This window comes from Arthrobacter silviterrae (genome assembly GCF_011045165.1).
Taxonomy (GTDB): Bacteria; Actinomycetota; Actinomycetes; order Actinomycetales; family Micrococcaceae; genus Specibacter; species Specibacter silviterrae.
Genome location: NZ_JAAKZI010000046.1, coordinates 1 through 23622 on the forward strand (window position 1 = coordinate 1; position 23622 = coordinate 23622).

At 63.0% G+C, this 23622-nt stretch carries 22 protein-coding genes, 1 tRNA gene and 1 pseudogene; 14 read left to right on the forward strand and 10 right to left on the reverse strand.

The window, feature by feature from the left end; all coding sequences use genetic code 11:
- Both G6N77_RS17995 and G6N77_RS20510 read right to left on the reverse strand, forming a co-directional pair.
- Positions 1-417 (reverse strand): annotated as a pseudogene (locus G6N77_RS17995) (hypothetical protein); the annotation flags it as partial.
- 20 nt (positions 418-437) lie between these two features.
- Positions 438-869, reverse strand: coding sequence for a DUF6318 family protein (locus G6N77_RS20510; RefSeq protein ID WP_165183547.1), 432 nt, complete (start codon positions 867-869; stop codon positions 438-440).
- Positions 870-1892: 1023 nt separating this feature from the next.
- On the opposite strand from G6N77_RS20510, the gene G6N77_RS18005 reads away from it, so the two are divergent.
- The 6 genes from G6N77_RS18005 to G6N77_RS18030 all read left to right on the forward strand — a co-directional run bounded on the left by G6N77_RS18005 (position 1893) and on the right by G6N77_RS18030 (position 11702).
- A complete protein-coding gene (locus G6N77_RS18005) occupies positions 1893-3632 on the forward strand; it encodes a glycerol-3-phosphate dehydrogenase/oxidase (RefSeq protein ID WP_165183548.1) in 1740 nt (579 codons plus the stop codon).
- 44 nt (positions 3633-3676) lie between these two features.
- Positions 3677-4168 (forward strand): PTS sugar transporter subunit IIA, encoded by a 492-nt coding sequence (locus G6N77_RS18010; protein WP_165183549.1) that lies wholly within the window; start codon positions 3677-3679, stop codon positions 4166-4168.
- 105 nt (positions 4169-4273) lie between these two features.
- Positions 4274-5110 (forward strand): SURF1 family protein, encoded by an 837-nt coding sequence (locus G6N77_RS18015; protein WP_165183550.1) that lies wholly within the window; start codon positions 4274-4276, stop codon positions 5108-5110.
- A complete protein-coding gene (locus G6N77_RS18020) occupies positions 5107-5589 on the forward strand; it encodes a DUF3817 domain-containing protein (protein ID WP_165183551.1) in 483 nt (160 codons plus the stop codon). Before G6N77_RS18015 ends, G6N77_RS18020 begins: the two co-directional genes overlap by 4 nt.
- Positions 5590-5624: 35 nt before the next feature.
- Positions 5625-7214: a glutamine-hydrolyzing GMP synthase gene (guaA, locus tag G6N77_RS18025; RefSeq protein WP_165183552.1), complete on the forward strand. Its 1590-nt coding sequence runs from the start codon at positions 5625-5627 to the stop codon at positions 7212-7214.
- Between the two features lie 105 nt (positions 7215-7319).
- A complete protein-coding gene (locus tag G6N77_RS18030) occupies positions 7320-11702 on the forward strand; it encodes a DUF4011 domain-containing protein (RefSeq protein ID WP_240902408.1) in 4383 nt (1460 codons plus the stop codon).
- A 93-nt stretch (positions 11703-11795) separates the two neighbouring features.
- On the opposite strand, the gene G6N77_RS18035 is transcribed toward G6N77_RS18030, so the two are convergent.
- The 3 genes from G6N77_RS18035 to G6N77_RS18045 form a co-directional block, all read right to left on the reverse strand.
- Complete coding sequence (locus tag G6N77_RS18035) at positions 11796-12524, reverse strand: SAF domain-containing protein (RefSeq protein WP_165183553.1); 729 nt, start codon at positions 12522-12524, stop codon at positions 11796-11798.
- 180 nt (positions 12525-12704) lie between these two features.
- On the reverse strand, positions 12705-13040 hold the full coding sequence (locus tag G6N77_RS18040) for an FmdB family zinc ribbon protein (RefSeq protein ID WP_165183554.1): 336 nt from the start codon (positions 13038-13040) through the stop codon (positions 12705-12707).
- A gap of 122 nt (positions 13041-13162) precedes the next feature.
- Complete coding sequence (locus tag G6N77_RS18045) at positions 13163-13837, reverse strand: 5-formyltetrahydrofolate cyclo-ligase (RefSeq protein ID WP_165183555.1); 675 nt, start codon at positions 13835-13837, stop codon at positions 13163-13165.
- A gap of 87 nt (positions 13838-13924) precedes the next feature.
- Here G6N77_RS18045 and galU point away from each other — a divergent pair, with 87 nt between their 5' ends.
- The 4 genes from galU (at position 13925) to G6N77_RS18065 (ending at position 17457) form a co-directional block, all read left to right on the forward strand.
- A complete protein-coding gene (gene galU, locus G6N77_RS18050) occupies positions 13925-14827 on the forward strand; it encodes a UTP--glucose-1-phosphate uridylyltransferase GalU (RefSeq protein ID WP_165183556.1) in 903 nt (300 codons plus the stop codon).
- Between the two features lie 7 nt (positions 14828-14834).
- On the forward strand, positions 14835-15452 hold the full coding sequence (locus G6N77_RS18055) for a GNAT family N-acetyltransferase (protein ID WP_165183557.1): 618 nt from the start codon (positions 14835-14837) through the stop codon (positions 15450-15452).
- Between the two features lie 165 nt (positions 15453-15617).
- Positions 15618-16469, forward strand: coding sequence for a hypothetical protein (locus G6N77_RS18060; RefSeq protein ID WP_165183558.1), 852 nt, complete (start codon positions 15618-15620; stop codon positions 16467-16469).
- 196 nt (positions 16470-16665) lie between these two features.
- Positions 16666-17457 (forward strand): SDR family oxidoreductase, encoded by a 792-nt coding sequence (locus tag G6N77_RS18065; RefSeq protein WP_165183559.1) that lies wholly within the window; start codon positions 16666-16668, stop codon positions 17455-17457.
- 17 nt (positions 17458-17474) lie between these two features.
- Here G6N77_RS18065 and G6N77_RS18070 read toward each other — a convergent pair whose 3' ends face one another.
- Positions 17475-17894 carry a VOC family protein gene (locus tag G6N77_RS18070; RefSeq protein WP_165183560.1) on the reverse strand — a complete coding sequence of 140 codons (420 nt, stop codon included), beginning with the start codon at positions 17892-17894 and terminating at the stop codon, positions 17475-17477.
- Between the two features lie 127 nt (positions 17895-18021).
- Here G6N77_RS18070 and G6N77_RS18075 point away from each other — a divergent pair.
- Positions 18022-18094: transfer RNA gene (locus G6N77_RS18075), tRNA-Ala, on the forward strand.
- Positions 18095-18339: 245 nt separating this feature from the next.
- On the opposite strand, the gene G6N77_RS18080 is transcribed toward G6N77_RS18075, so the two are convergent.
- The 4 genes from G6N77_RS18080 to G6N77_RS18095 all read right to left on the reverse strand — a co-directional run bounded on the left by G6N77_RS18080 (position 18340) and on the right by G6N77_RS18095 (position 20411).
- Positions 18340-19287 carry a tyrosine-type recombinase/integrase gene (locus G6N77_RS18080; protein WP_165183561.1) on the reverse strand — a complete coding sequence of 316 codons (948 nt, stop codon included), beginning with the start codon at positions 19285-19287 and terminating at the stop codon, positions 18340-18342.
- Positions 19288-19505: 218 nt separating this feature from the next.
- Complete coding sequence (locus tag G6N77_RS18085; protein ID WP_165183562.1) at positions 19506-19721, reverse strand: helix-turn-helix domain-containing protein; 216 nt, start codon at positions 19719-19721, stop codon at positions 19506-19508.
- Between the two features lie 8 nt (positions 19722-19729).
- Positions 19730-19972, reverse strand: a complete 243-nt coding sequence (locus tag G6N77_RS18090) for a helix-turn-helix domain-containing protein (protein ID WP_165183563.1) — start codon at positions 19970-19972, stop codon at positions 19730-19732.
- Between the two features lie 121 nt (positions 19973-20093).
- Complete coding sequence (locus tag G6N77_RS18095) at positions 20094-20411, reverse strand: MarR family transcriptional regulator (protein WP_338083839.1); 318 nt, start codon at positions 20409-20411, stop codon at positions 20094-20096.
- A 269-nt stretch (positions 20412-20680) separates the two neighbouring features.
- Here G6N77_RS18095 and G6N77_RS18100 point away from each other — a divergent pair, with 269 nt between their 5' ends.
- From G6N77_RS18100 to G6N77_RS18110, 3 genes are all read left to right on the forward strand, one after another.
- Positions 20681-21433, forward strand: coding sequence for an ETEC_3214 domain-containing protein (locus tag G6N77_RS18100; protein WP_165183565.1), 753 nt, complete (start codon positions 20681-20683; stop codon positions 21431-21433).
- 450 nt (positions 21434-21883) lie between these two features.
- Positions 21884-22807: a toll/interleukin-1 receptor domain-containing protein gene (locus G6N77_RS18105; RefSeq protein WP_165183566.1), complete on the forward strand. Its 924-nt coding sequence runs from the start codon at positions 21884-21886 to the stop codon at positions 22805-22807.
- A gap of 246 nt (positions 22808-23053) precedes the next feature.
- Positions 23054-23434 carry a hypothetical protein gene (locus G6N77_RS18110; RefSeq protein WP_165183567.1) on the forward strand — a complete coding sequence of 127 codons (381 nt, stop codon included), beginning with the start codon at positions 23054-23056 and terminating at the stop codon, positions 23432-23434.
- Positions 23435-23622 lie beyond the last annotated feature (188 nt).

A 23622-nucleotide genomic window follows, 5' to 3' on the forward strand; every position in this document is an offset into this window, starting at 1 on the left:
TGCGGCGATTTCCTTGAGCACGTCGATGGGCTTTTCGTCGTAGATGCAGGTGGGGCCGGAATGGAACACCCATTTGGGCGGCTTGGCTACTCTGGGCGATTGGTACCACCAGACAGCCACGCCGCCTTTCGCGGCCGTGCAGGATGGCAGATTGGCGGCACAATTGGGGTAAATGGCTTGATCAGTTGCCGTGCAGGCAGGCCTGTACTCGTAGACTAACGGGTCGAGGGCGCCGGCGGACGGATTCTTGCCGTACCGGCCTTCTGGCCCCGGCAGTGGATCCCAGGCGCTCACGTCAATTCCTGGAGCGTTCCAGTTGGTATCGACGGTTGGATCATCGGCCATACCGGGAATCGGGTTCAGGTACGAAAAAATGATCCCCAGTAACATGATGGACGCTAGTTTCAGCGTCGTCACTTGTGGACCTTTTTGGGGCATCACTTCTTGCTGCCTTGAAGATGTTCAACGGTGATTGCGATCCAGTGATCGTTATTGTATTTGCCGACCACTATGTCTGCGATGGGCGCGGTGACGCCTAAATCGTTCCTTACTGTTCGGTCGGCGTTGTAGTACTTCACGCGTTCCTGGCGAACCATGGTGATTGCCTGATAAGTCCCATCGTCGATCAGTGCGAATGGGCTATCGACTGACAGAATGTTCATTTGCCCGCCTTCAATCCACCTCCCTTCCTTGTGGCCTGCAGCAACCGTTTTTTCCATTGCCTGGCAGGTTTTGCATTCTGGGTCGCTGATGGCGAGCATGGGGCCGGCGTCTCCGGTTTCGAAGGCGTAGCCGAGGGTGGAGTACCAGTAGGTGGCGAAGGCTTCCAGGCCCTCCTTGGAGAATTCCTTGGCTTTGGCCGGCAGCACGGGGACGGGAACGTTTTGTGCCGGGCCGGCCGCCGTGGCCGGCTTGTACGCCGGCGCTGGGACGGTGGTCGGCGGATTGGTTTGCGCAGCACTTGCGGCGGCGGTGGCCGTTGCGGGAGCAGACTGCCCGGGGGACCCGCTTCCGGTCACTGGTGGGGCGGGGGATGAGCACCCGGCCAGCAACACGGCACCCAGCACCGTGGCCGCCAGGCGGAGACGGTGCCGCCCGGCCCCGGGGGAACCTCCGGAAATGGGCCTGGCATGCCCCGCCAATGACGGTTCCCCACGCGTTGTCAATGGTGGCCCTGCACGCCCTGCCACAGCCTGAATTGAGCGCCCAATGGTGAGCAAGTCCGTTGTCATAAGAGCCCCCGCCCAAGTCCCCCCGGGGCCGCCTCCTTGCGGTCCCCCGGCCTAGCTATATTCCAAGCTAGCCGACTTGACCAATCCCCGCCAGAAGTTATCCACAGCTTTGGCGGACAAAGGAGGTGAGAGTTCAATAACTCGTACTGGATGGATTGGGCGATGCGGCGCTGATCGGCTGGGCGAACTCAATGGAACTACTTGGCCGGTTCGTCGAGGCCCTGCAAGGCCAAGTCGCAGGTAACTGTCCATTCGCACAGCGCAAGGCCGTTTGAGGCTACGGGAGCCAAGAACACTTTGGACGTCCCCTCGAACAACCTCGTGATAGGCCGCGGTGAGGCCAACCGTCGGCTTCGCCTGGCCGATCGCTTTCTGCCCACAACCAACCCCCTGACACTTGTTACCATGCCACCCGCCCAGCCCATCCTTGGAGCTGCCTTCTTTTCCGGGGACGTGGGCACGGAACAGGCACTCGCCGTATCCCGATTCGCGGACGATGCCAGGTGCCTCGCCGACAATGGACGGATCACCGCAACGAAGGCGCGTGAACTCGAGGAGGCCCTGACGGGTGAAGCGGCCGGACCGGCACCCCCTGCCTTTCTGTTGACCAACCGCGTATGGTTTTTAGTGTCAGTAGCTCGTATGTCCAGGAGGTCCGCGATGTCTGTTTCAACCCACCCGAACGGCAATTTGAGCAGGGAGTCGCGGGACGCATCGCTCAAGTACTTGCAGGCCACCACGGAACCTGGCAAGGAACTGGACATTTTGGTGGTGGGTGGCGGCGTAGTCGGCGCAGGCGCAGCCCTGGACGCGGTGACACGAGGCCTAAACGTGGGGCTGGTGGAGGCCAACGACTGGGCCGCAGGGACGTCGTCGAGGTCCTCGAAGTTGATCCACGGCGGCCTGCGCTACCTTGAAATGCTGGACTTCGCGCTGGTCCAGGAGGCCCTTCAGGAGCGGGGCCTGCTCATCCAGCGGATCGCCCCACACCTGGTCCGTCCCGTGCCGTTCCTGTACCCGTTGACCAAACGGTGGGTTGAGCGGCCCTACGTTGGCGCAGGCATCATGCTCTACGACACCCTGGGCCTGACCAGCGGCAACAGCCGCGGCGTCCCCATGCACAAGCACCTCTCCCACAAGGGCACCATGCGGGCGGCACCCAGCCTGAAAGATGACGCCATGATCGGCTCCATCCGCTACTACGACGCTCAGGTGGACGACGCACGGCTCGTGGCCAACGTGATGCGGACGGCAGCCAGTTTTGGCGCCCACGTTGTCAACCAGACCAAGGTTATTGACTTCCTGCGGGAGGGCGAGCGCGTGGTCGGCGCCAAGGTCCAAAACCAGGAGGACGGCACGGAATTCGAAATTCGCGCCAAGCAGGTCATCAACGCGACCGGCGTCTGGACGGATGAAACCCAGGCCCTGGTCACCGACCGCGGGCAACTCAAGGTGCGGGCCTCCAAGGGCATCCACCTGGTTGTCCCCCGCGACAGGTTCCAATCCACGGTTGGCCTGATCCTGCGGACGGAGAAGTCGGTCCTGTTTGTCATTCCGTGGGGGCGGCACTGGATTATCGGCACCACCGACACGGATTGGAAGCTGGACAAGGCACATCCTGCAGCGTCCAGCGCCGACATCGACTACCTGCTGGGCCACGTCAACAAGGTCCTCAAGCGCCCCTTGAGCCGGGAAGATGTCGAGGGGGTGTACGCAGGTCTGCGTCCCCTGCTGGCGGGCGAAAACGACTCGACGGCCAAGCTGTCCCGGGAACACGTCGTCGCCCATCCCGTGCCTGGGCTGGTGGTGGTGGCCGGCGGCAAGTTCACCACCTACCGCGTTATGGGCAAGGATGCAGTCGATGAAGCCACCCGGGCCCTGGATGAAAAGGTGCCCGAAAGCTGCACCGAAACCATCCCGCTGCTGGGCGCCACCGGCTTCAAGGCAGCCTGGAACCGCAGGAACCGCACGGCTGACGAATCAGGTGTCCATGTGGCCCGGGTGGAACACCTGCTCAACCGCTACGGCTCCCTGACCCAGGAAGTGCTGGACCTCATGGCTGAGTCCCCGGAGCTGGCCGAGCCACTGCCCGGCGCGGACGACTACCTTGCCGCCGAGGTGGTTTACGCCACCACGCATGAAGGCGCCCTGCACCTCAACGATGTCCTCACGCGCCGCACCCGCATTTCCATCGAGGCGTGGGACAGGGGGGTTTCGGCCGCGCCAGTCGCCGCTAGACTCATGGGAGACGTGCTGGGGTGGAGCGACACCCAGCGGGACAACGAGATTGCCAATTACCTTGCGAGGGTGGAGGCCGAGAGGCTGAGCCAGCAGCAGCCCGACGACGTCACCGCCGATGCCGCCAGGATTGGCGCCCCCGGAATTGTCCCGCTCACCTAAGCCATGGAACCGCCGCAGCACCACAAAGCCCTGAAAGGCAGTCAATGACAGCAGGTTCGCTCGAGCGCTATGACACGGAACTGACCAACCCTGGCCTGGTGATCTTGGAAATGGAGGCCACGTCCAAGGAAGACGCCACGGCGCAGCTGGCGGCGAAGCTTTTTGAACAGGGCCGCGTCAGCGATTTGGAGGGCTTCCTGCGCCACGTCAATGCCCGTGAACACCAGATGGCGACGGGGCTTCCCGGCGGCATCGGCCTGCCCCACGCGCGCAGCGACTACGTCACGGAAACGTCCATCGCCGTAGGCATAACGAGGTTCGGCTACAGCCTGGATTTTGGTGCCGTTGACGGGCCCGCCAGCGTGATCTTGCTCATCGCCACGCCCGCCAGCTCGTTCTCCGAACACCTCGAGGTGCTGGCCACCCTGGCCCGTTCACTGTTCAAGGAAAACTTTCGGGAGTCACTGCGCCGCGCCCACGACCAGGAAGTCATCGCCGAGCTCATCAACTCCACCTTGGTTTTCTTCGACCATTAAACGCGGACGACGGCGGGACCCCGCCTGCCGCCGTCCGTCACCTTGGTGCCCCCTTGCCTGGGCTGCCATTCGCTGTTCTACACGCATACGAAGTACCGTTAGAGGGTGTTGAAAACTGCCCTCAAGCCCAAGTGGATCGCAGCCCTGGTGTTTGCGCTCGCCGTGGCTGCCGTGTTTGTCCTGCTCAGCCAATGGCAGTTCAACCGTTCCCTGCAAACGAATGTGCCACCGCCTTCCGTCACGGAAAAGGTGGCGCCCCTGCTCGACACCCTCCAGCCCGGCCAGCCCCTCCTGAGCAATGCCGAGGGCCAGCTGGTCACGGCCACCGGACATTACGATGCCTCCAAACAGGTGATCGTCGAGTCCCGCATGCAGGACGGAAAGCACGGCTACTGGGTGGTCACGGCACTGGTAGTTGACGGAGCGCCCGTCCTAAAGGGCGCAGGCGCCACGAAGGCAGCAGTCATTCCCGTGGCCCGCGGCTGGATAGCCGATCCGGCCAGCGCCCAGGCACCGCCGTCGGGGACGGTCAAGGTGGAAGGCCGCCTGCTCAACTCCGAGGGCCCCATCCTCGCCCAAAACCTGCCCTCCGGACACGTGAGCGCACTGTCGTCGGCAGAACTGACCAACATTTGGAACACCACCACCTATGCGGCGTTCATGGTGGCCCATGACCAGGTGGTTAACGGCGTGGACGTAGGAGCGGTGGGCACGAACACGAACATGGTGGCCATCACCGTCACGGCCACGGACCAAAATGGCAAGGTCAATTGGCTGAACATCTTCTATTCCATCGAATGGGTGGTCTTCGCCGGATTCGCCGTGTTCCTGTGGTGGCGCCTGGTGGCCGACGACTACCGGCGGGAGCAGGACGAACTTTTTGACCTCAACCATGAGGACGACATTGAACCAAACCCAGATCTAGGAGCTACTGCACAGTGACTGAAACCAATCCCGCGGACCGCACCAAGGCAGCGCCCAAGCGGCGGTTCGGCGGAACCCCGGCCCAGATTCTGAGCTCCCTGAAGTTTTACAAGGTGCTGGCCTACGCAACTGGCACCATGCTGCTGCTGCTCACCGCCGAGCTGGTGGTCCGCTACGGCTTCGGCAGCGTGCTGATGGCTGGCGGCACCAACGCCGTGACCGGTGAATCCCACGGCTTCGGTTTTGTTGCCATCAACGCCGTCTCCGGCGGGGTGAACCTGTCCACAACGGTGCTGATTGTCCATGGCTGGATGTATGTGGTGTACCTCATCGCCGACTTCCGCCTGTGGTCCCTGATGCGCTGGCGTTTCCCGAAATTCATCCTTATCGCCTTGGGTGGCGTGATTCCGTTCCTGTCCTTCATTGTCGAGGGCAGGATCCACAAGCAGGTCCTTGCCGAGGTCGCCGCCAACCCGCAGGCGCCCAAGCGGTACTGACCGCGGCCCGGTACGGCGTGGGTTAAGATTGAACCGTGACTAATCCCGCTACGGCCCAGACTTCCCAGAAGCCCGTCCTGGTTGTGGACTACGGAGCCCAGTACGCCCAGCTGATTGCGCGCCGTGTGCGTGAGGCGAATGTGTACTCGGAAATCGTGCCGCATACCTACACCACTGCGCAGTTGCTGGCCAAGAACCCAGCTGCCATCATCCTCTCCGGCGGACCCTCCAGTGTCTACGCCGAGGGCGCACCCAATGTTGGTGCAGACTTGTTCGAAGCCGGCGTCCCGGTCCTGGGCATCTGCTACGGCTTCCAGGCCATGGCGGCAGCCCTTGGCGGCACCGTGGCGGAAACGGGGCAGCGTGAATACGGTGCCACCGCGGTGAACCTGGACGGTGCAGGCCGCTCCATCCTCGCCGGCACCCCGGCGACCCAAAGCACCTGGATGAGCCACGGCGACAGTGTCCAGAGGGCCCCGGAGGGGTTTGACGTTCTTGCCTCCTCCGCCGGCGCACCGGTGGCCGCCTTTGCCAATGAGGAAAAGTGCTTGTTCGGGGTCCAGTGGCACCCTGAAGTCAAGCACTCCGAGTTCGGCCAAAAGGTGCTCGAAAACTTCCTGTTCAACGGCGCCAAGCTGGAGAAGAACTGGACGGCCAGCAGCATCCTGGACGACCAGATTGAGCTCATCCGCCAGCAAATTGGATCCGCCAAGGTCATTTGCGGCCTCTCGGGAGGCGTTGATTCCGCCGTTGCCGCAGCACTTGTCCAGCGCGCAGTAGGCGATCAGCTCACGTGCGTTTTCGTCAACCACGGCCTGCTCCGCCAGGGCGAGGCCGAACAGGTGGAGCACGACTTCGTGGCCTCCACCGGGGCCAAGCTGTACGTGGCCAACGAGCAGGACCGCTTCCTGAATGCATTGTCGGGCGTCTCCGACCCGGAGACCAAGCGCAAGATCATCGGCCGCGAATTCATCCGCGCCTTCGAAGAGGCCGAACGCGCCATCATGGCCGACGCCGCATCCGCAGGCGAAGAGATCAAGTTCCTGGTACAAGGGACGCTGTACCCCGACGTCGTCGAATCCGGCGGCGGCGAAGGCGCGGCGAACATCAAGAGCCACCACAACGTGGGCGGCCTTCCTGAGGACCTGCGTTTTGAGTTGGTTGAGCCGCTGCGCGCACTGTTCAAGGATGAAGTCCGGGCCGTGGGCGCCGAGCTGGGCCTGCCAGCCGAAATTGTGGGCCGCCAGCCCTTCCCGGGTCCCGGCCTGGGGATCCGCATTGTCGGTGAAATCACCGGCGAACGGCTGGAGCTGCTGCGCAAGGCCGACGCCATTGCCCGTGCCGAGCTGACAGCCGCCGGCCTGGACAATGAGGTGTGGCAGATGCCGGTGGTGCTCCTCGCCGACGTCCGCAGTGTCGGCGTCATGGGCGACGGCCGCACCTACGGCCACCCGATCGTATTGCGCCCGGTGTCCTCCGAGGACGCCATGACGGCGGACTGGTCGCGACTCCCGTACGATCTGCTGGCACGGATCTCCAACAGGATCACCAATGAAGTGGAGGGGGTCAACCGGGTTGTCCTGGACGTCACCTCCAAGCCGCCGGGAACCATTGAGTGGGAGTAATCCCGAGGGGCCCTGGAGGGCCCAACGGCCTAATTTTGGCCGAATTTGGAGCCCTCCAGTGTGCCGAACAGGTATTGGGGTGCAAGGGGCGATAGCCTAAAGTGCATGTCAGTATGGTCAAGACCGTTCCGCTCGAATGCAGAGAAGAAGGCACCCGTGTCCGAATTCGCAAGGCCCGATGAGAGCTCCACGGAGCTCCAGACCTGGCTTGCAGGATTGGATTCGTACGCGGGACCGGACACGGCGCTGGCTTTTGCCAAGACGGAATCCGGCTGCATCGATCTCAGCCATGCCCACCCCTCCGGCCTTGCCCAGCTGTTGGCGGGCCGCAAGACCCGCCTGTCCACGCTGATTCGCGAACCGGACCGCTACGCCTCCGCCAAGCGTGCAGCGGGGGCGCTGCGCGCCAAGATTTTCGAGCTGAGCACCGATCGGGGGATTGACGTCGGCTACCTCGCCGCCGGCCTGGCCCGGTGGTCCGCCGTCGGTGGACAGAACAGCGGCGAGGTATGCGCACCCGTGCTGCTGGCCGCCGTCGCACTTACCGTGCGGCCCGGCCAGGACGACTACGAACTTCAGCTCATGGAACAGGCACAGGTCAACCCTGCCCTGGTGCACCGGCTTGAAACGCAGGCCGGCATCTCCATCGATGCGCCGGGCCTGGGCCGCCTGGCCTACAGCACTGCACGCTTCGACCCGGCACCTGTGCTCGACAAGATGCGCAGCCTCCTGGCGCCCGTGGACGGCGCCACCGTGGACCATGACCTGCTGGTGTCCACGTTTGCCTTCCTCGCCGACAACCTCAGCGATCCGGCACTGCTGGAGGGCACCGAGCTCCTGACCCGGCTCCGCAACCACAGCAGCGACGACATCCTGCCCGTTGAACTGGAATCCGACTTTGGCCGGTTCACGCCCCTGGACGAGCGTGAACCATCCGCTGAAATCCTGGTCCGCGACGCCGATCCGCAGCAGCAATACGTGCTGGACTTGATCCGTGCAGGCGAATCCGTGCTGGTGTCAACGCCTCCCGGCACCGGCCAGACCCAGACGGCCATCAACGCGGTCGCGCAGCTGGTCCATGACGGCAAGAGCGTGCTGGTGGTGGGGGAGCGCCGGAGCACGCTCAACGAACTGGCCCAGGCCCTGGGTGAGATGGACCTGGACTCGCTGCTGCTCCAGCTCAGCGCCCAGACCGGGCCGCAGCAGATCAAGACCCAGCTGATTCGCTCCATCACCCGCAACGAAAAAGCCGTGCAACCCCAGCTGGCCAATTTGCACAAAACGCTGGTGGACCACCGCCACCAGCTGGTGGACCACGTGGCCAGCCTCCACAATGTCCGCGAACGCTGGGGTTGCTCCCCCTACCAGGCCATGCAGTCGCTGGCCGAGCTGACGTCCATCCACCCGGCACCGGCCACCACCGTGCGGCTCAAGCGAAGCGTGCTTGACAGCATCAAGGTGCGCGGGGACCTTGCCGGCCGGCTGCGCCGGGCGGCCGAACTGGGTGCCTTCAGCGAGGCCGCCGTCGGGAGTGCCTGGCACGGGGCCCGGCTGGTCACCCGCAGGGAGACCGAGGCAGCGTATGCCCTGGCAGGGCAGCTCTTCGAGCAAGTGCCGGCATTTGCCGCCAAAATGAACCAGGTGGCCGAATTCAGCCAGATCCGCCACGGGAACACGTTCGCAGAGTGGGGCCGCCAGCTGGACATGCTGGTGGCAGTCCGGGAGAGCCTGGACAAGTTCACGTCGGTCGTCTTTGACTGGCCCATCGACAACATGATCGCAGCCACAGCCACCGCGGCCTGGCGGAGGGACCACGGCGTGGACATGCCGGCCCTGCAGCGTGCACGCTTTCGCCGCGGCGCCAAGGACCTGGTGCGCCCGGGTGTGCACGTGGCGGACCTCCATGAATCCCTGGTGCTCGTCAACGGGCAGCGGGACCTGTGGGAGGAAGTTGCCACGAGCAAGCGCCACCCCACTGTTCCGTCCGGGTTGGCGGAGCTCAGCCGCAGCTACGGCGAGCTCAGTCTCAAGCTCAAGACGCTGGGCAATTCCCTGGAACACACGGTCGACGGCGGCGACCTCCTCAACTGCAACGCCGGGGAGCTGGTGGGGCGCCTGGACGCCCTGGTCCAGGACAAGGCGTCGCTGGAGACCCTGCCGGAACGCACGCTGACGCTGGAAAGCATGCGTGAGCAAGGATTGGGCGAACTTTTGGATGACCTGGCCCAGCGCGAGGTGGGCGCCGAACAAACCGGTGCGGAGCTGGAATTGGCGTGGTGGCAGTCCGCGCTCGAGGCGATGATCAGCGGGGACGACTACCTGGCCATGTCCGACGGCGACAACCTCCGCCGCGTCGAAGCCGAGTTCCGCCTGGCGGACCAGGCCCATGTGGCGGCCGGTCCCGGGCGGATTCGGTGGAAGCTCGCCGAAGAGTGGCGCCGTGTGCTTGAAGGGCGGAACCGCCAGGGCGAAATGCTCCGCAACGTCCTCAAGGACGGGAGGGTGTCCCTGGAGGCCCTTGCCTTCCAGGCTCCGGACCTGTTGAAGAACCTGGTCCCGGTGTTCACGGCGAGCCCCCTCGTGGTGCCGTCGGTCATCCCGGCGGCCTACCGCTTCGACGCCGTCGTCATTCTGGACGCTGAATCAACCTCGCTGCAGTCGGCGCTGCCTTCGCTGGCACGGGCCGAACAGGTCATTGCCTTTGGCGACGAACAGACCGCCTGCCCGCGCAGCTTTACTGTGGCCGTGGGTGACCCCGCCAACCCTGCCGTGGACCAGCATCCGCTGGAGAGTGTCTTGGGCGCTTTGTCCCGGGTATTGCCGCGGCACCGACTGACAGTCGCCTACCGTGCGGTGGACGAAGATTTGGTCCGCCAGCTCAGCAGCAGCTTCTACGATTCACAATTGGAACGCCTGCCCGACGGACGCCCCGTCACGGGCCTGGACCGTGCCCTGACGGTTGACTACCTGCCTGACGGCAAGGGCCTGCCGGGAGCCGGCACCGGGGGAATCGAATCCGTGGTTGCGGAAGTGAACCGGGTGGTGGATCTGGTGTTTGAACATGCCCGTGTCCGCCCGCGCGAATCGCTTGCAGTCATCACTGCCAGCGATAGGCACGCCGTGCGGGTGGCCCAGGCCATCCGATTGCAGATGGCCAACCACCCGCTGCTGGCCGCATTCTTTGAATCAGGCCCCGAATCATTCCGGGTGGTGACCGTGGACCGTGCAGCCGGGCTGGTCCGGGACCGTGTCATCTTCTCCCTGGGCTATGGCCGCACGCCCCACGGCCGGGCACTGCACGAATTTGGGCCGCTGTCCGCACCGGACGGGCGGGCCAAGTTTGCCCTGGCCATGACACGGGCGCGGCACCACCTGCACCTGGTCACGTGTTTCCGCCCGGAGGACCTGGACGAGCAGCGGCTCAGCCATGGGGCCGTGGACTTCTTCGAACTCCTGGACCGCGAACTGGCCGGCAACTCGATGCTGGGGACCCCGGCCACCCGTGCCCAGGACAGTGAGAAAGCCACCGGCGAGGACCCGCTGGTCGCCGACCTGGCCGACAGGCTGCGGGCCCGCGGGGCCCGCGTCTGGCACCACTTCGACGGAGCCCTCGACATCGTGGCCGCGCCCGACACCAAGAGCCTGCTGGGCCGCGACGACCGCGAGATCCCGGTTCCTGTGGCCGTGGAATCCGACGGCACCGCAAAGTACAGGCACATGAGTGTGCGCGAACGCAGCCGGCTCCGACCGCAGATGCTTGAGCGGCTGGGCTGGCGGTACATGCCACTGTGGACCATTGAGGTCTTCACCGACCCGTCCAGCTGCGCCGACCAAATTGGCCGGTACCTTGGCTTGCCCACGTTGCTGGGGGACACCGAGCTGGAATCACTCATGGGAACGTCCGGGGAAGGGGATCCGTCGGTGACTGCAGTCATCGATTCCCCCAGGTCCCGCCGCCGGAACCACCATGGGGGGAAGCCCGGGAACGGTACGCCAGCCCCGGACGGCAAGCCACAGGAAAGCCATGCCGAAGCCGGCCGTGCAGCGGATGGCCAGGTGGAGGACGCCCCGGCCGGGGACGGGCAAACCACGTCCGGCAAGCCAGTGGACGCCGAGACCCGAGCAGGGAACACCAAAGTCGCCGAGGTCGCAGAGAACGCGCAGGCGGGGGCAGGGAAATCCGAGGCTGCTGCCGGGGATAAAATGGAAGGCGGACAGGGCGCTCCAACCACTGCCGCTGTCCCATCACCCCACGAAGCAGCAGAAAGTGTGACAACGGTGAGCCAGCCGTCCAACCATTCCTCGGAAGATTCCGCCAAAACAGAATCTGCCAAGGACGCCGGGCGCGTCCCGGTCTCCCAGGCGCAAGATGCGGCAATCCTGCCAAAGGTGGCGCCCCACGATGACGCCCATACGTGGGGAGACGACCGCCGCGACCGAGGCCACGACGAATGGCTGCGGGAGAACAAGCCGCCGCACTGGGGTTAGCAGCAATGCCCGTTCGGGAAACCGGCCGTTCGTGAAATGGGCCTTTCCTGAAACTGCCTTTCTTGAAGCCTTCCTTTCTTGTAGCGGCTGGCTTCACGAAACCAGGACGAGGAAGATCTTTCCCCGGGCCGAGGCGCCCGCCAGCAGCACGGCCTGCTCCGCCGTAGCAGCCACCACCACCAGCCCGTCCGTTTCCTGGCTGGGCAACAACCCGCCGCCGGACTTGGCCAAGGCCGGTGTCCACACCACGGGGACTGACGTAGCCAGGACCTGGTTGCTGGTGGGGCCGTCCAGTCCCTTGCTGGAACTGAGCACCACATTGACCAGCTGGCCCTGGCGCAGCAATTGCACCGTGGAAGGGTCTGTCAGCCGGAGCGGCACGGCCTGGCTGCCCGCCGGTGCCCCGATGAGCAACTCGGTGCCGAGCAGGGACGCGTCCGTCATGACCTGTCCCCGCCTGGCCGGCCCGGACATTTGGCGCCCCAGCCATGCCATGCCCGTGTCGAGGACCCCGTCCGGAACCATTGAAGGGCTCACGGCTGCGGCAACAAGGTCTGCCGGCCCCAACGAGTGGCCCGCGGGGAGGTCCCTGGCGGCCACCAGGACGCTGGTAGTGGCCGGGGCACCGGGAGTGAGCTGCTGGACGGCAAGGGCGGCTGCGGCACAGAGCAGGAGTGCCGCAAGCAGCCTGCGGCGGCGCAGAACCCACCGCAACAGTCGTTCGGGACGGGTGGCCGGCCTGGTCCGGAACGTCCAGGGCGGTGCCCGCCACCCGGATCCGGGAGGGGCGGTCGATGCGGAACGGTTGCTGGAGTGCTTCATGTCTCCACGCTAGGACCGGCCGGGAACCGAGTCACTGGGGCGGGCCCCAACTGTGGACGGCCGGCTGCCACGCCCTGCCTGTGGAGGGGCCAAGGGCAGAAAAAGGGCAGAAGAGGGGTAGAAAAAGGGCAGCAAAAATGGCCGGCAGTCCCAACAGCCGGCCATTCGGAATTTTCGGAGCTAGCTGCCGACGGTGGCTGGGGTCTTGCTGGGGCTCGGTGCGGCGCCGGACGCCGGGCTGGTGCTAGGGGCGGACGCGGACGCCGGGCTGCCGGACTCGGAGGAAACGGCTGAGGAAGCGCCCGCCTTGGGCGCTGCAGCCACAGTGCTGCCCGCACCCGATCGGGAGTCGGTGCGGTAGAAACCTGAGCCCTTGAACACCACGCCCACGGAGTTGAACTTCTTGCGCAATGCACCCCGGCATTCCGGGCAGACCGTCAGCGTGTCGTCGCTGAAGGACTGGTGGATGTCGAATGCGTGGCCGCAGTCCTTGCAAGCGTAAGCGTAAGTGGGCACTGAAATTCCTCCTGGATACATGCGTCAGGGCCTTGCCAGCGTGACTTGCTTAGCAGTCCAAGGCCCCGAGTGCCAATTCTACCATCGCTGCCTATAACACATGGACGGAGGTCAATATTTCCTCAGGAGCCAATTTCCGGCCCGCCTGCACCGATTTTGTGGAACCCCGCTGGGGTGACCACCCAGTCCACAGGCTGGTCCAGCGTGTCGTGGGGGAGTGAACCTGCTGCGAGCAGTTCATTTTCATAGACGACGCCGGCCCTCGCCACCGCGGATTCCGCGCCTTCGCTGCCGAGAGTGTGGGAGGGGGCGGCCCCGAGCGTGGCAAGAAACCTGTCGTAGTACCCGCCGCCCTGCCCCAGTCGCACCCCGGCGGTGTCCACTGCTAGTGCGGGCACCAGCACCCCGGCAACGGGCCCCAGGCGAGCAAAGGGAAGCCGTTCGCCCACGGGCTCCATGACGGGTGCAAGAAGGCTGCGGGCCATGGCCACCCCCGGTGTCCAGGCGGTCCAGGCCAGCTGGTGGCCTTCGACGCAAATCGGCACAAATACGCTGTGCCCCGCACTGTGCAAGGCGGCCAGCAGGGCGCCCGTGGGAGGCTCGTGGCCCATGGAGATGTACGCACAAATAGTGGACGTTCCCGCAGCCCCGGCCACCAGCCCCGCCCACTCCAGCCCCGCAGTGGCGAGGCCGGCGGCGGCGAGGCCGGCAGCGGCACTGTTGGGGCCGCCGTCGTCCATGGAACGGCGGGCGGCCCGCAGGCGGGACCGCCAGGCCGATTTTAGGGTGGAAGTCATGGTCAGGACCTCTGAAGTGGGCAGTGTTAAGACCAATGTAGCAACTGTGTTCCGCAAAGGGGGCCGTGCGTCGGATAGCCTAGGACCATGACTCTTGCTCGACGCGTACGTAAAGCCGTTATTCCTGCGGCCGGTTTGGGGACCCGATTCCTGCCGGCGACCAAAGCCATGCCGAAGGAAATGCTGCCGGTGGTGGACAAACCTGCCATCCAGTACGTGGTCCAGGAAGCTGTCAGCGCGGGCCTGACGGACGTGCTGATGATTACCGGGCGCAACAAGCGCGCCCTGGAAGACCATTTTGACCGGGTGCCCTCCACGGAGGCGCTGCTGGAGGCCAAGGGCGACGCCGGCAAGCTGGCCGCGATCCAGCACGCCACCGACCTGGGCGAGATCCACTATGTGCGCCAGGGTGATCCGAAGGGGCTGGGACACGCGGTGCTGCGCGCCCGCACCCATGTCGGGGACGAGCCCTTCGCCGTGCTGCTCGGCGATGACCTGATCGACGAACGCGACGAGCTGCTGACCACCATGATCGACGTCCAGGCGCGCACGGGCGGGTCGGTGATCGCGCTGATCGAGGTGCCGAAGGAGCAGATTTCCGCGTACGGCTGTGCAGACATGACCGTGGTGGAGGGCGAAAACTACGTCAAGATCAACCACCTGGTGGAGAAGCCGGCGGTGGAGGACGCGCCGTCGAACCTGGCCGTGATTGGCCGCTACGTGCTCCATCCGGCAGTCTTTGACGTGCTGGAGAACACGCCGCCGGGGCGCGGGGATGAAATCCAGCTCACCGACGCCCTGCAGACCCTCGCGGTCCGGGAAGGCGAGGGTGGCGGCGTGTACGGCGTGGTGTTCCGCGGCCGGCGGTATGACACGGGGGACAAGCTCAGCTACCTCAAGGCCGTGGTGACCCTGGCCTGCGAAAGCGAGGACCTCGGCCCCGGGCTGCGCGACTGGCTCGGTAAGTTCGCCGCCGACCTCAAGAAATAGCCTCCAAATGTGGGGCCAGGCCATTTGGCCGGTGACGCTGGAGTCCGGGGACCTGATCCTGCGCCCCATCCGGTTGCGCGACAAGGCCGAGTGGACCATGGTCCGTGCCCGCAACGCGGCCTGGCTGCAGCCCTGGGAAGCGAGCAACCCCACCGGACAGGGGGACCTGCCCACGTATGGCAGCATGGTCCGCGCCCTAACCGCGCAGGCCCGGGCCGCTTCGGCGCTGCCGTTTGTCATTGCCGAACGGGTGCCCGGGCAGTCCAGGCCGGTGATCGTGGGCCAGCTGACTGTCTCTTCCATCCTGTGGGGATCGGCCATGATGGCCACGCTGGGGTACTGGGTGGACCAGGACAGGGCGGGCCGCGGGATTGCGCCAACCGCCGTGGCCATGGCAACCGACCACTGCTTCCGCACATTGGGGCTGCACCGGATGGAGATCAACATCCGTCCGGAAAACGGCCCCAGCCTGCGGGTGGTGGAAAAGCTGGGATTCCGCGATGAGGGCCTGCGCCCGCGCTATTTGCACATCAACGGCGACTGGGCCGACCACCGCTGCTTTGCCCTGAACGCGGAGGAAGTGCCCGGCGGGATTCTCAACCGCTGGCTGGCAAGCCGCCACTAATTCTGCGGCCACCTTGCGACACACCGCCAGTAATGCCAGTTGGGACATATTTCCCCTCTAGGGTTGAAACGTGGAAGCGCCCACCCGGCGCACCCCCGATTTGGTGGTTGTCACGACTGCCATGCCGCAGCCGGCACGCCAGACCAGCAGTTGCAGGAGACGTCAATGGAACACAGTACTTCCGACGCCCACATTCCAGTGGAGCCGGAACAGTCATCCGTTATGCCCGCAGCACACTCGGCACCCTTCACCATCCGCTGGGACCGCATGGCCTTTGCCGTGGTGGGGGTATTTGCGCTGCTGATGGCAGGCATTTCCGGGGCATTGAACGTGTTCAACATGGGGTCCACGGCGCTGTCCTGGGCCGGCGTGGGAATCTTCGTGGCTGTCCTGGCCGGCTTGCGCGCCGTTGCCGTGCGAGACGCCAACAGGCGCCGCTTTGCGGCTGCAACCCAGCAAAGTTCGACGCCGGACGCCCCTTCCGCCGTTCCGTCCGGTGCCGCCGTGGTGCAGCGGGAGACGGTGCTCTTTGACAGGGTTGACGGGGCCGAGAAGGCGCCCGCGCAAAAGCCGCTGACGGCGGCGGAACTCCGCAACGCGGCATTGCGCGTGGCGGCCAAGGGCGCCGAGGATGCCAAGGTGGCCCACACGCAGACTTTGGCAGAGGGCGAGCTGGAAGCCGAGACGTGGGAGCCCGTGGAGGTTCCGAAGCCCGGATACGTGACGGCTGCCCGCGCGGCGCAGGCCACTGCCGGACCCCTGCAGCTTCCCGAAGCGCCCAAGTCCGCCGGCACCTCGATCAAGGCCGACCAGGCCGGCATCGGCGTGCCCGCTCCCGGAGACGTCCCCGTGGCCGTTGCAGGACCGGTTGAAGGGGCTCCGGAAGGGGCTGGGGAGGACGCTGGCACGGCTGCCGGCGGGCCCGCCGCAACTGCATTCGCGTCCGCTGCGAAGCCGGCGAAGGTTGCCCACGCCCTGACCAACCTGGACGTAGTCCTGCAGCGCCGCCGCGCATAACATTCCCCACGCGGCTGCATGCGCGTGCCGGCTATCCGGTGAGTATGAAGCGATGGCGGCTTAGCGCTGGTCTTAGTCGCCATCGCTGCGAACTCGAGGGGTAGGCGCCCGGGCCAAGTGCCGGCGTCGTGCCTGTTTCAGCGGCCGGGCACGTTGTCGCCTACTTTTCCTCCGGTTCCGGGGGTAGCCTCAAGCCATGGTGCTTATTGCTGTTGCGGGAGGGACCGGCACGGCCGGCCGGGCGGTTGTTGCCGAAGCTGTGGCCAGGGGACATGCGGTCCGCGCCATCAGCCGACATCTCCCTGATGCCGGTGATCCCCGGCGGGTCCCCGGCGCGTCCTATGTGACGGCCGACTTCCGGACCGGGAACGGCGTGGCGGCGGCCTTCGACGGCGCCCATGCGGTGGTTGAAACATTGGACGCGCGCACGGGTGCTGCGTTGAAGGCGCTTCCGGCTACGTCTGTTGCCGTGCTGGCGGCGGCCTCGCGTGCCGGCGTCGGGCGTGGCGTGCTGCTGACCATCGTCAACGCTGCCGAATGTTCCATGGGGTACTACCAGGTGCAGGCGTCGCGGGCGCGCAGTTATGCGTCAGCGGGGATGCCGACGTCGGTGGTGTACGCCACCCAGTTCCACGACTTGGTGGCGGGGGTGTTCTCGGCCGGCGCCAGGGTGGGGCTCATCCCCGCATTTCCGGGTGTTTCCTTCCAGCCGATTTCGACGGCGGATGTGGCGCGGGTGCTGGTGGATGAGGCTGTGGCGGGCCTAGACGGGGCGGGGCACCACTCTGTCCGCGCCGGGGGACCCTCGGTCTGGACCATGAAGGCGCTGGCGGAACAATGGAAGTCGGCCACGGGGAGGCGCGGGATAGTCACGTCCATGCCGCTCCCGGGGGCTTTCGGAACGTTCCTGCGGGCCGGGCGGAACCTGGTGCCGGAGGCCGCCGTCGGGCGTGAGGAGTTTGGCGACTGGCTGGCGGGGCGCAGTTAGCCCCGCTGCCCGGTGACTTACGGTTCCTTGGGTGCGAACAGCTCCAGTGCAATGTTGTCGGGGTCGCGGAATTCGAGGATGAAGCCGTTGCCGATGTCCTTGACGCCGCCATGGGGGATGCCCTGTTCATCGAGGAGTGCGACGGCCGAGGTGAGTTCGGCGGGTCCTTGGAGGGCCAGGCTGAGGTGGTCCAGGCCGGTGCGGTTTTCGTCGAAGGTGTCTGTTGAAACCGGCCGCAGGCCCAGCAGCGAGTGACCGATGTTATAGATGACGCCGCCGTAGAGGAAACCGTAGCGGCCCTGCTCCTCGGGTGGGGTGCCAGCGGGCATTTCAATGGCGACGGGCCAGTTGAAGAGGCCTTCGTAGAATGCCCGGGAGCGATCGATGTCGGTGACGGTGAGGCGGATGTGGTTGATGGATTTCGTCATAATGGGCATAATCGAATCCTCCCACCCGGACGCACGGTTCGCCAGCGGGGCCGGATGGGACCATTTGCTGGGTCGGTTTGGCATCTGGCCGGTTCTGGGCATACGCTAGAAAAGCTGACGGCGTAACAGCCGTCACGGGGCTATGGCGCAGTTGGTAGCGCGCCTCGTTCGCATCGAGGAGGTCAGGAGTTCGAATCTCCTTAGCTCCACCCCGAAAGCCCCCTGACCTGCGGAAACGCTGGGTTGGGGGGCTTTGCTTTTGGCGAAAATGGCTCCAACCCGACGTTTACCCGACGATTTGAACGCAAACTACTGTGAATCTTTGACTACTGTCATATTCGTCGAACACGGTCTTTTGCGCATGAGAGGGTCCCCGCCGGTAAGCGAAACTGCGGTTCCAAATCGTCGCCGAAGAGTTGCTTGCACTCATGTTGTCGGCCGGATTGACGGGTGCCTATTCCTCGCCGAATTGTTCCAGGGCATCTGTGACGTCGGGTGTTTCGGACGCCTTGGCTATGTAGTGCTTTTCCGTTATGCCCGGCCCGGAATGTCCAAGTTGGGCGGCCGCCTGTTTGGAGCTGTATTCACGGTCAATCAGCGTGGCGACGGATTTCCGGAAAACGTGCGGGGTGACCCATTCAAAGCCGGACCCCGAGCGAGCATCCCGCCATTGTCTGCGAAAATTATGGGGGCTGCGGACGGTGCCGGTGGAAGAAGGGAAAAGCATATCTTCGGGCTTGGGATGCTCCGAGCCTTGTTTGCGGAGAAGTGTCTTGGTCGCAAAGGGTGGTAGCTTGACGGTCCGGAAGCCGGCCTTGGTTTTTGGGTGGTCCTGGCGGTAGGTGCCGCGTCCTTTCTCCATGACCACGGTCCCTGAGATGGTGATGGTTGGGGGCTTCGCGTTGAGGTCGATGTCCTGCCAGCGGATTGCCAGGACTTCGCCGATGCGCGCACCCGTGGCCAGGAAGATGTCCAGTACGTCGATGAGGTCGGATGCCCGTGGGCGGCCTTGGTGGTCGGGGTCGTCCTGCCATTTGCGGACGATGGTTCTTAGCTTCTTGACCTCGATGGGCGACAGTGCCCTAACGTCTTTTGTGGCGAGCTTGATCGCGCCCACATCACGAATGGGATTGCTGCGGAGGGCATCCTGCCGAACGGCGAGCCCGAGAATGCCAGTGAGCACGATTTTGGCATGTCGGGCGGTTGTTGCATGATCGAGGGCAACATTCTTCAGGAAACGGTCCAGTCGGCCCGTTGTCATTTCGTTGAGACGAACGCCTGCCAAAGCGGGCGCAATGGCGCGGTTGTAGGTGTCTTTGTATCCGTCGATCGTGCGCCGCCCTGCGCGACCGTTATTTTCGATTTCGTCGAACCACAGGGTACTGAGTTCGGACAGTCGCATGCTGGGAGTTATGTCGGACTCCACATGGGCCTGCCGGTCCTTGAGCACTGTAATGAGGGCACGCTCCGCAGCAGCGCCTGTATCGCCCCAGGCCTCAACTGCACGCGTTTTGCCGTCGGTGTCCCTGTAGCGGGCAGTTGCATGCCACCTACCGCTCTTCACGCGTTGGCGGCGGATTCTCCCCCAGGAGCCCAGTGGCAAGGGTGGCCGCGGAGTCATTATGCCTCCAAATGCTCGGCGATCCAGGTCTCGAAGTCGCTGCGAATGACGCGCACATGCCTGCCGACTTTGTGGGCACGGGGACCTTGGTGGTTGACGCGCCATTGGTAGAAGGTTTGTTCCGGGATGTGCAGAATATTGCAAATTTCCCGTGGGGACAACCATTCCTCGGCGGTCGGGTCCTGGGAGTGATCGGGAACTGTATTGGCTAACATGCTTCCCCTCAGTGTTCTGGGGAACCGAAGGTGTGGCCGGCTTCAACGTGGGACTGCAGCCATTCATCGAAGTCGCGGCGATCAATGCGCAAGTGCCTGCCAAAACGGTAGGCACGCGGTCCAATTCCCTTGACCCGCCACTGGTAGAACGTCTGCAGCGGAATCTGCAGTTCATGGCAGATGTCGGTTGGTGACAGCCATCGGTTCGTGTCGGAATCGATGCGGTTCTCTGGATCAGTGTAGATCGTCATCGGGGTGCCTTTCCTATGGGGCTGCCGACTGATTGACGGTGGCCAATTGTGTTCGTACCACTCTCATAGTTAGGGAAGCGGTGAACAATATGACTGAAAACCAGTCAGGCTGGAAGGCTGCTCAAAACTTGAGTCCAAGGAATTGGTACGCCCGTGCCATTTCCTGGAAAATCTCGGGGACGCCCGCAGCAAAGTGCGGGTCAATGCGCCCGTGGGTGGGCACAATACGGGTTACGACGCCACGGTCAACAAGGAACGTGATCTCGCGGAGAGTGACCCTCTTGGACAGGCCCAGGGCGGAGGCGATGTGCGCCACCGAGCATGGACCCTCGGTCACCAGCATGTGTAGGATTCGGCTCCGCGTGAGATTCATTAAGATTGAGGGTTCCATGGGTAACACTCCTGCGCCGCGCAGGCGGGTCATATTGGACCCGTCCATTCTGAACAATTTACTCTCACCAGTCCATGGTGTAAACGGCCTTAAACAACATGACTAAATGCAAATTGGCATGGCAAAGTGCCTTGCGGTTCGCTATCGTGCCGAAGAGGCCAATGGGCATACCGCACCCTCTCATGGGTCCCAGTGGCGCGTGTGTGAAATAGTTTTTCGTTTGGCTTCCGCGAGTATGTGCAGCGATGCCCGATGATAGTGAAATGAGTACTCTCTGGGACATCGTGACGAACGGACTTCCGCTCCTGGGAGCTCTTGTGGCTGCACGTGCAATTTGGGTTGGTACAGCACGATGGTATCTTCACGGCTGGGGGAGCCGCCACCATTGGCGTCAGAAGCTCGACGAGCTGGCTAATGGAGCTACAGACGAATACATGAAGGACTTGATGGGGACACCCGTGTTTCGGGAACGGAAGCATGCAACAGACGATTCGAGTGAGTCGCCTGTGACGTGGGTAGATCACACGTACTCAACACCGCACGCGTGGGTGGTGACTCGAAGCATTGAGGAGCGAGTGGTTTCATGGTCGGTTACGATTACTGATCCAAAGTTCTGGTGGGGTCTCAAAGTTACAACGTTTGGTCAGAATGATGTTCGCCTGGGTCGAGTTACTTTTACTGATGCCGTACCGCAGTCCACCGGCCAACTCGTGGTGATTGGTGCGAGCAACTACGTGCACGCAGAGTCAACGTCGTATGGGAATCCAGGCGGTTACCAGAATTTTCTCTACGTGTATGACCAAGAAGGTATCGGCTCGTGCAAATATGTTTCAAGAGAAGATGACCAGATATCAAATGGTGATTTTTGCAAGTACACCGATCGGCCTAAGTGGAATAGACCAGTTCCAGCCGACGTCCGTGCGGGTACAACGGTCAACACTCTCGTCGTAACTATGTACGATGATTCCCCAAGCCGATTGGTCTGGCAAGACTGGCCGGTCGCATACAGGGAAAAGATGCGTCTGTTGCATCATTATCAAAAACGTCGCGGCTGGCGTGGTCGTCGCTAAATAAGAAGCGCTGTTATCTGGCTCAATGTCGCGTTTTAATTGACCCTCAAAGGTACCCGATCTTTGGAGTGGGTTTCGTTAGATGAGCCAAGAGGTCGGACGAATACCTTTGTGTCTATTATATCAATTTTAACGGATAAGTAGAAGCAACATATTAACCTATTCAACAATCTGACAATCGAGCTACTATTTGATGAATGAGTGAACGAGCCGAGCACAAGGCATGGGCAGCGATGGCCCTAGACGCCAAAAAGTACGCCGTAGACCGTGGCAGCCAAAACATGAACGCAACCACCTGACCGTCTGGCCTACGACAGGCTCATGCAGGGCGTCCAGGAGGCTCCGGAGGGGCATGACTTAGTGCGTGACGAGAAAGAGCCATGAGTGAGTGATCTTATCCATCGGCGTTGGTAGGCTTGCGTGATCATCATCGCGAGCTAGGGGAACGTTTTGAAAGTCTTTATTAGTTGGTCAGGGGATAGTAAGGGAGTCGCACAGGCTATCCACAAGGGATTAAAGTCAGTGTTTGACGTTGCAGAGCCCTGGATTAGCACAGAGAACAAGGCTGGCACCCTATGGTTACCTGAAATTGATAAATCACTCAGCGACACGGATTTTGGAATCGTATGTGTCTCAAAATCGAATCAGCATGCACCCTGGCTCAACTTTGAGGCAGGTGCGCTATCGAGGAAAGTTGCGGGCAAGCGAGAACTCATGCCTGTCCTGCTGATAGATTTCGAGAAGACCGGCGAGGTCAATGGACCCGTGACGTCGTTCCAAATGAAGTTTGCCAACCAAGATGGCTTTTTGGAAATAATGGAGGCGCTCAATTCGTCCGAACGGGGTCCGAAGATCGACTCAGCAATCTTGGCTGAACGTGTTGGTCATCTATGGCCTTCGATTGAGGCAGAAGTAGCGAAAGTCAAAGCGGGCATCGAGTCGAAAAATGTCGCTGAACGGAGCGACTCGGACAAAATCGACGAACTCCTTGAAGTCGTTAGGGGCTTGGCGGAGGAGCAGCCGGTAAGTAGGAAAGTATTTCCTCTCACTGTTCAACGCCGATTTGATCGGATCGTCGCAGATATAGTCTCAAATGACTATTATGCCAAGAACCCGCAGATAAGCTGGTCCGAAGGATCGGAAGTTATAACCATCTCAACTCAGGGTAGCCTTTCATCGATGTCCAAGAATCAGATTCTTGGACACCTTAATGATCCTGCTTTGGATGGATTTCGTCTGCGTTTCGTCGACATCGACCACGGCTTCCTGAGCCCAAAAGATCAGCTTGCTGAGGAAGAGTATGCTGCCGAAAAAGACCTTGAAGCCTATGAAGCTAGCGATCGCTACGACGATAAGATGAATGAAGGCGAATAGTGTAGTTTCGGCCAAATCTTCCATTGACAATTAGCTGTAATCACTTATATCCAACGGCACGTGTAGGCGCAAAACTCAGGGCTCCGGATATAACGTCCCTGCTGGTTTGGCAGTTCCTTGATTTTCCGGGGTTTCCGGTGGCTTGCGGGCTTCTTGCGGTGCTGAAAGCCGGCGACAATACTGGAGGGAACGCGACGGAGCCGGGGAATCTGGATCCGTCCAAACTTGGATTGTGAGGAGCCGGGCATGACCGCTGGACCTAGGGGGACGCCGGAGCCGCTGTCGCCCCAGGTGGCTCTGGCCAGGCGCCTAAACCTGCTGTTGGACGCGGCGGCTGAAAAGCGCGGCGAGGCGGTCACTTTCCGTGAGGTCAAGGAAAAGCTTGCCAAGCATGGGGTTGGCATGTCGCGGGCACGGTGGTTCTACATGAAAGATGGCACTGGTGCCTTGGTTCGGGACAAGAGGGTCCTGACGGCACTTTGCGAGATGTTCGACGTCGACCCGTCGTTTCTGCTGGACATGGACTCAGATGAACTTCCCGAGAGCATCCAGGCCCGCCTTGATTTTGTGAAGGCATTGCGGGCCTCGCGGGTGCAGGCCTTTGCCCTACGTGTCAGGGTTGGGTAAGGCCAGCACCTCATAGCAACTTCGTCTAATTCGTAGGGCGAGAATCAGGATCACCACTAATGTCTGTCTCTACTATTTCCCCGCCGCGGGAGAATGGGTCCATGAGTAATATTGGCCCCAGGTCCGGTGGCCCGACCCCTCGCAGGTCGTTCACGCCGGCACAGAAATTGGCGTACTTGGCTGCGTAC

What these genes read in the sequence shown, in the direction of transcription:
- G6N77_RS18005 (WP_165183548.1), top strand. Translation starts at nt 1,893, where the DNA reads ATGTCTGTTTCAACCCACCCGAACGGCAATTTGAGCAGGGAGTCGCGG.
- G6N77_RS18010 (WP_165183549.1), top strand. Translation starts at nt 3,677, where the DNA reads ATGACAGCAGGTTCGCTCGAGCGCTATGACACGGAACTGACCAACCCT.
- G6N77_RS18030 (WP_240902408.1), top strand. Translation starts at nt 7,320, where the DNA reads ATGTCAGTATGGTCAAGACCGTTCCGCTCGAATGCAGAGAAGAAGGCA.
- G6N77_RS18035 (WP_165183553.1), bottom strand. Translation starts at nt 12,524, where the DNA reads ATGAAGCACTCCAGCAACCGTTCCGCATCGACCGCCCCTCCCGGATCC.
- G6N77_RS18045 (WP_165183555.1), bottom strand. Translation starts at nt 13,837, where the DNA reads ATGACTTCCACCCTAAAATCGGCCTGGCGGTCCCGCCTGCGGGCCGCC.
- galU (WP_165183556.1), top strand. Translation starts at nt 13,925, where the DNA reads ATGACTCTTGCTCGACGCGTACGTAAAGCCGTTATTCCTGCGGCCGGT.
- G6N77_RS18055 (WP_165183557.1), top strand. Translation starts at nt 14,835, where the DNA reads ATGTGGGGCCAGGCCATTTGGCCGGTGACGCTGGAGTCCGGGGACCTG.
- G6N77_RS18060 (WP_165183558.1), top strand. Translation starts at nt 15,618, where the DNA reads ATGGAACACAGTACTTCCGACGCCCACATTCCAGTGGAGCCGGAACAG.
- G6N77_RS18065 (WP_165183559.1), top strand. Translation starts at nt 16,666, where the DNA reads ATGGTGCTTATTGCTGTTGCGGGAGGGACCGGCACGGCCGGCCGGGCG.
- G6N77_RS18070 (WP_165183560.1), bottom strand. Translation starts at nt 17,894, where the DNA reads ATGCCCATTATGACGAAATCCATCAACCACATCCGCCTCACCGTCACC.
- G6N77_RS18080 (WP_165183561.1), bottom strand. Translation starts at nt 19,287, where the DNA reads ATGCGACTGTCCGAACTCAGTACCCTGTGGTTCGACGAAATCGAAAAT.
- G6N77_RS18085 (WP_165183562.1), bottom strand. Translation starts at nt 19,721, where the DNA reads ATGTTAGCCAATACAGTTCCCGATCACTCCCAGGACCCGACCGCCGAG.
- G6N77_RS18090 (WP_165183563.1), bottom strand. Translation starts at nt 19,972, where the DNA reads ATGACGATCTACACTGATCCAGAGAACCGCATCGATTCCGACACGAAC.
- G6N77_RS18095 (WP_338083839.1), bottom strand. Translation starts at nt 20,411, where the DNA reads ATGGACGGGTCCAATATGACCCGCCTGCGCGGCGCAGGAGTGTTACCC.
- G6N77_RS18110 (WP_165183567.1), top strand. Translation starts at nt 23,054, where the DNA reads ATGACCGCTGGACCTAGGGGGACGCCGGAGCCGCTGTCGCCCCAGGTG.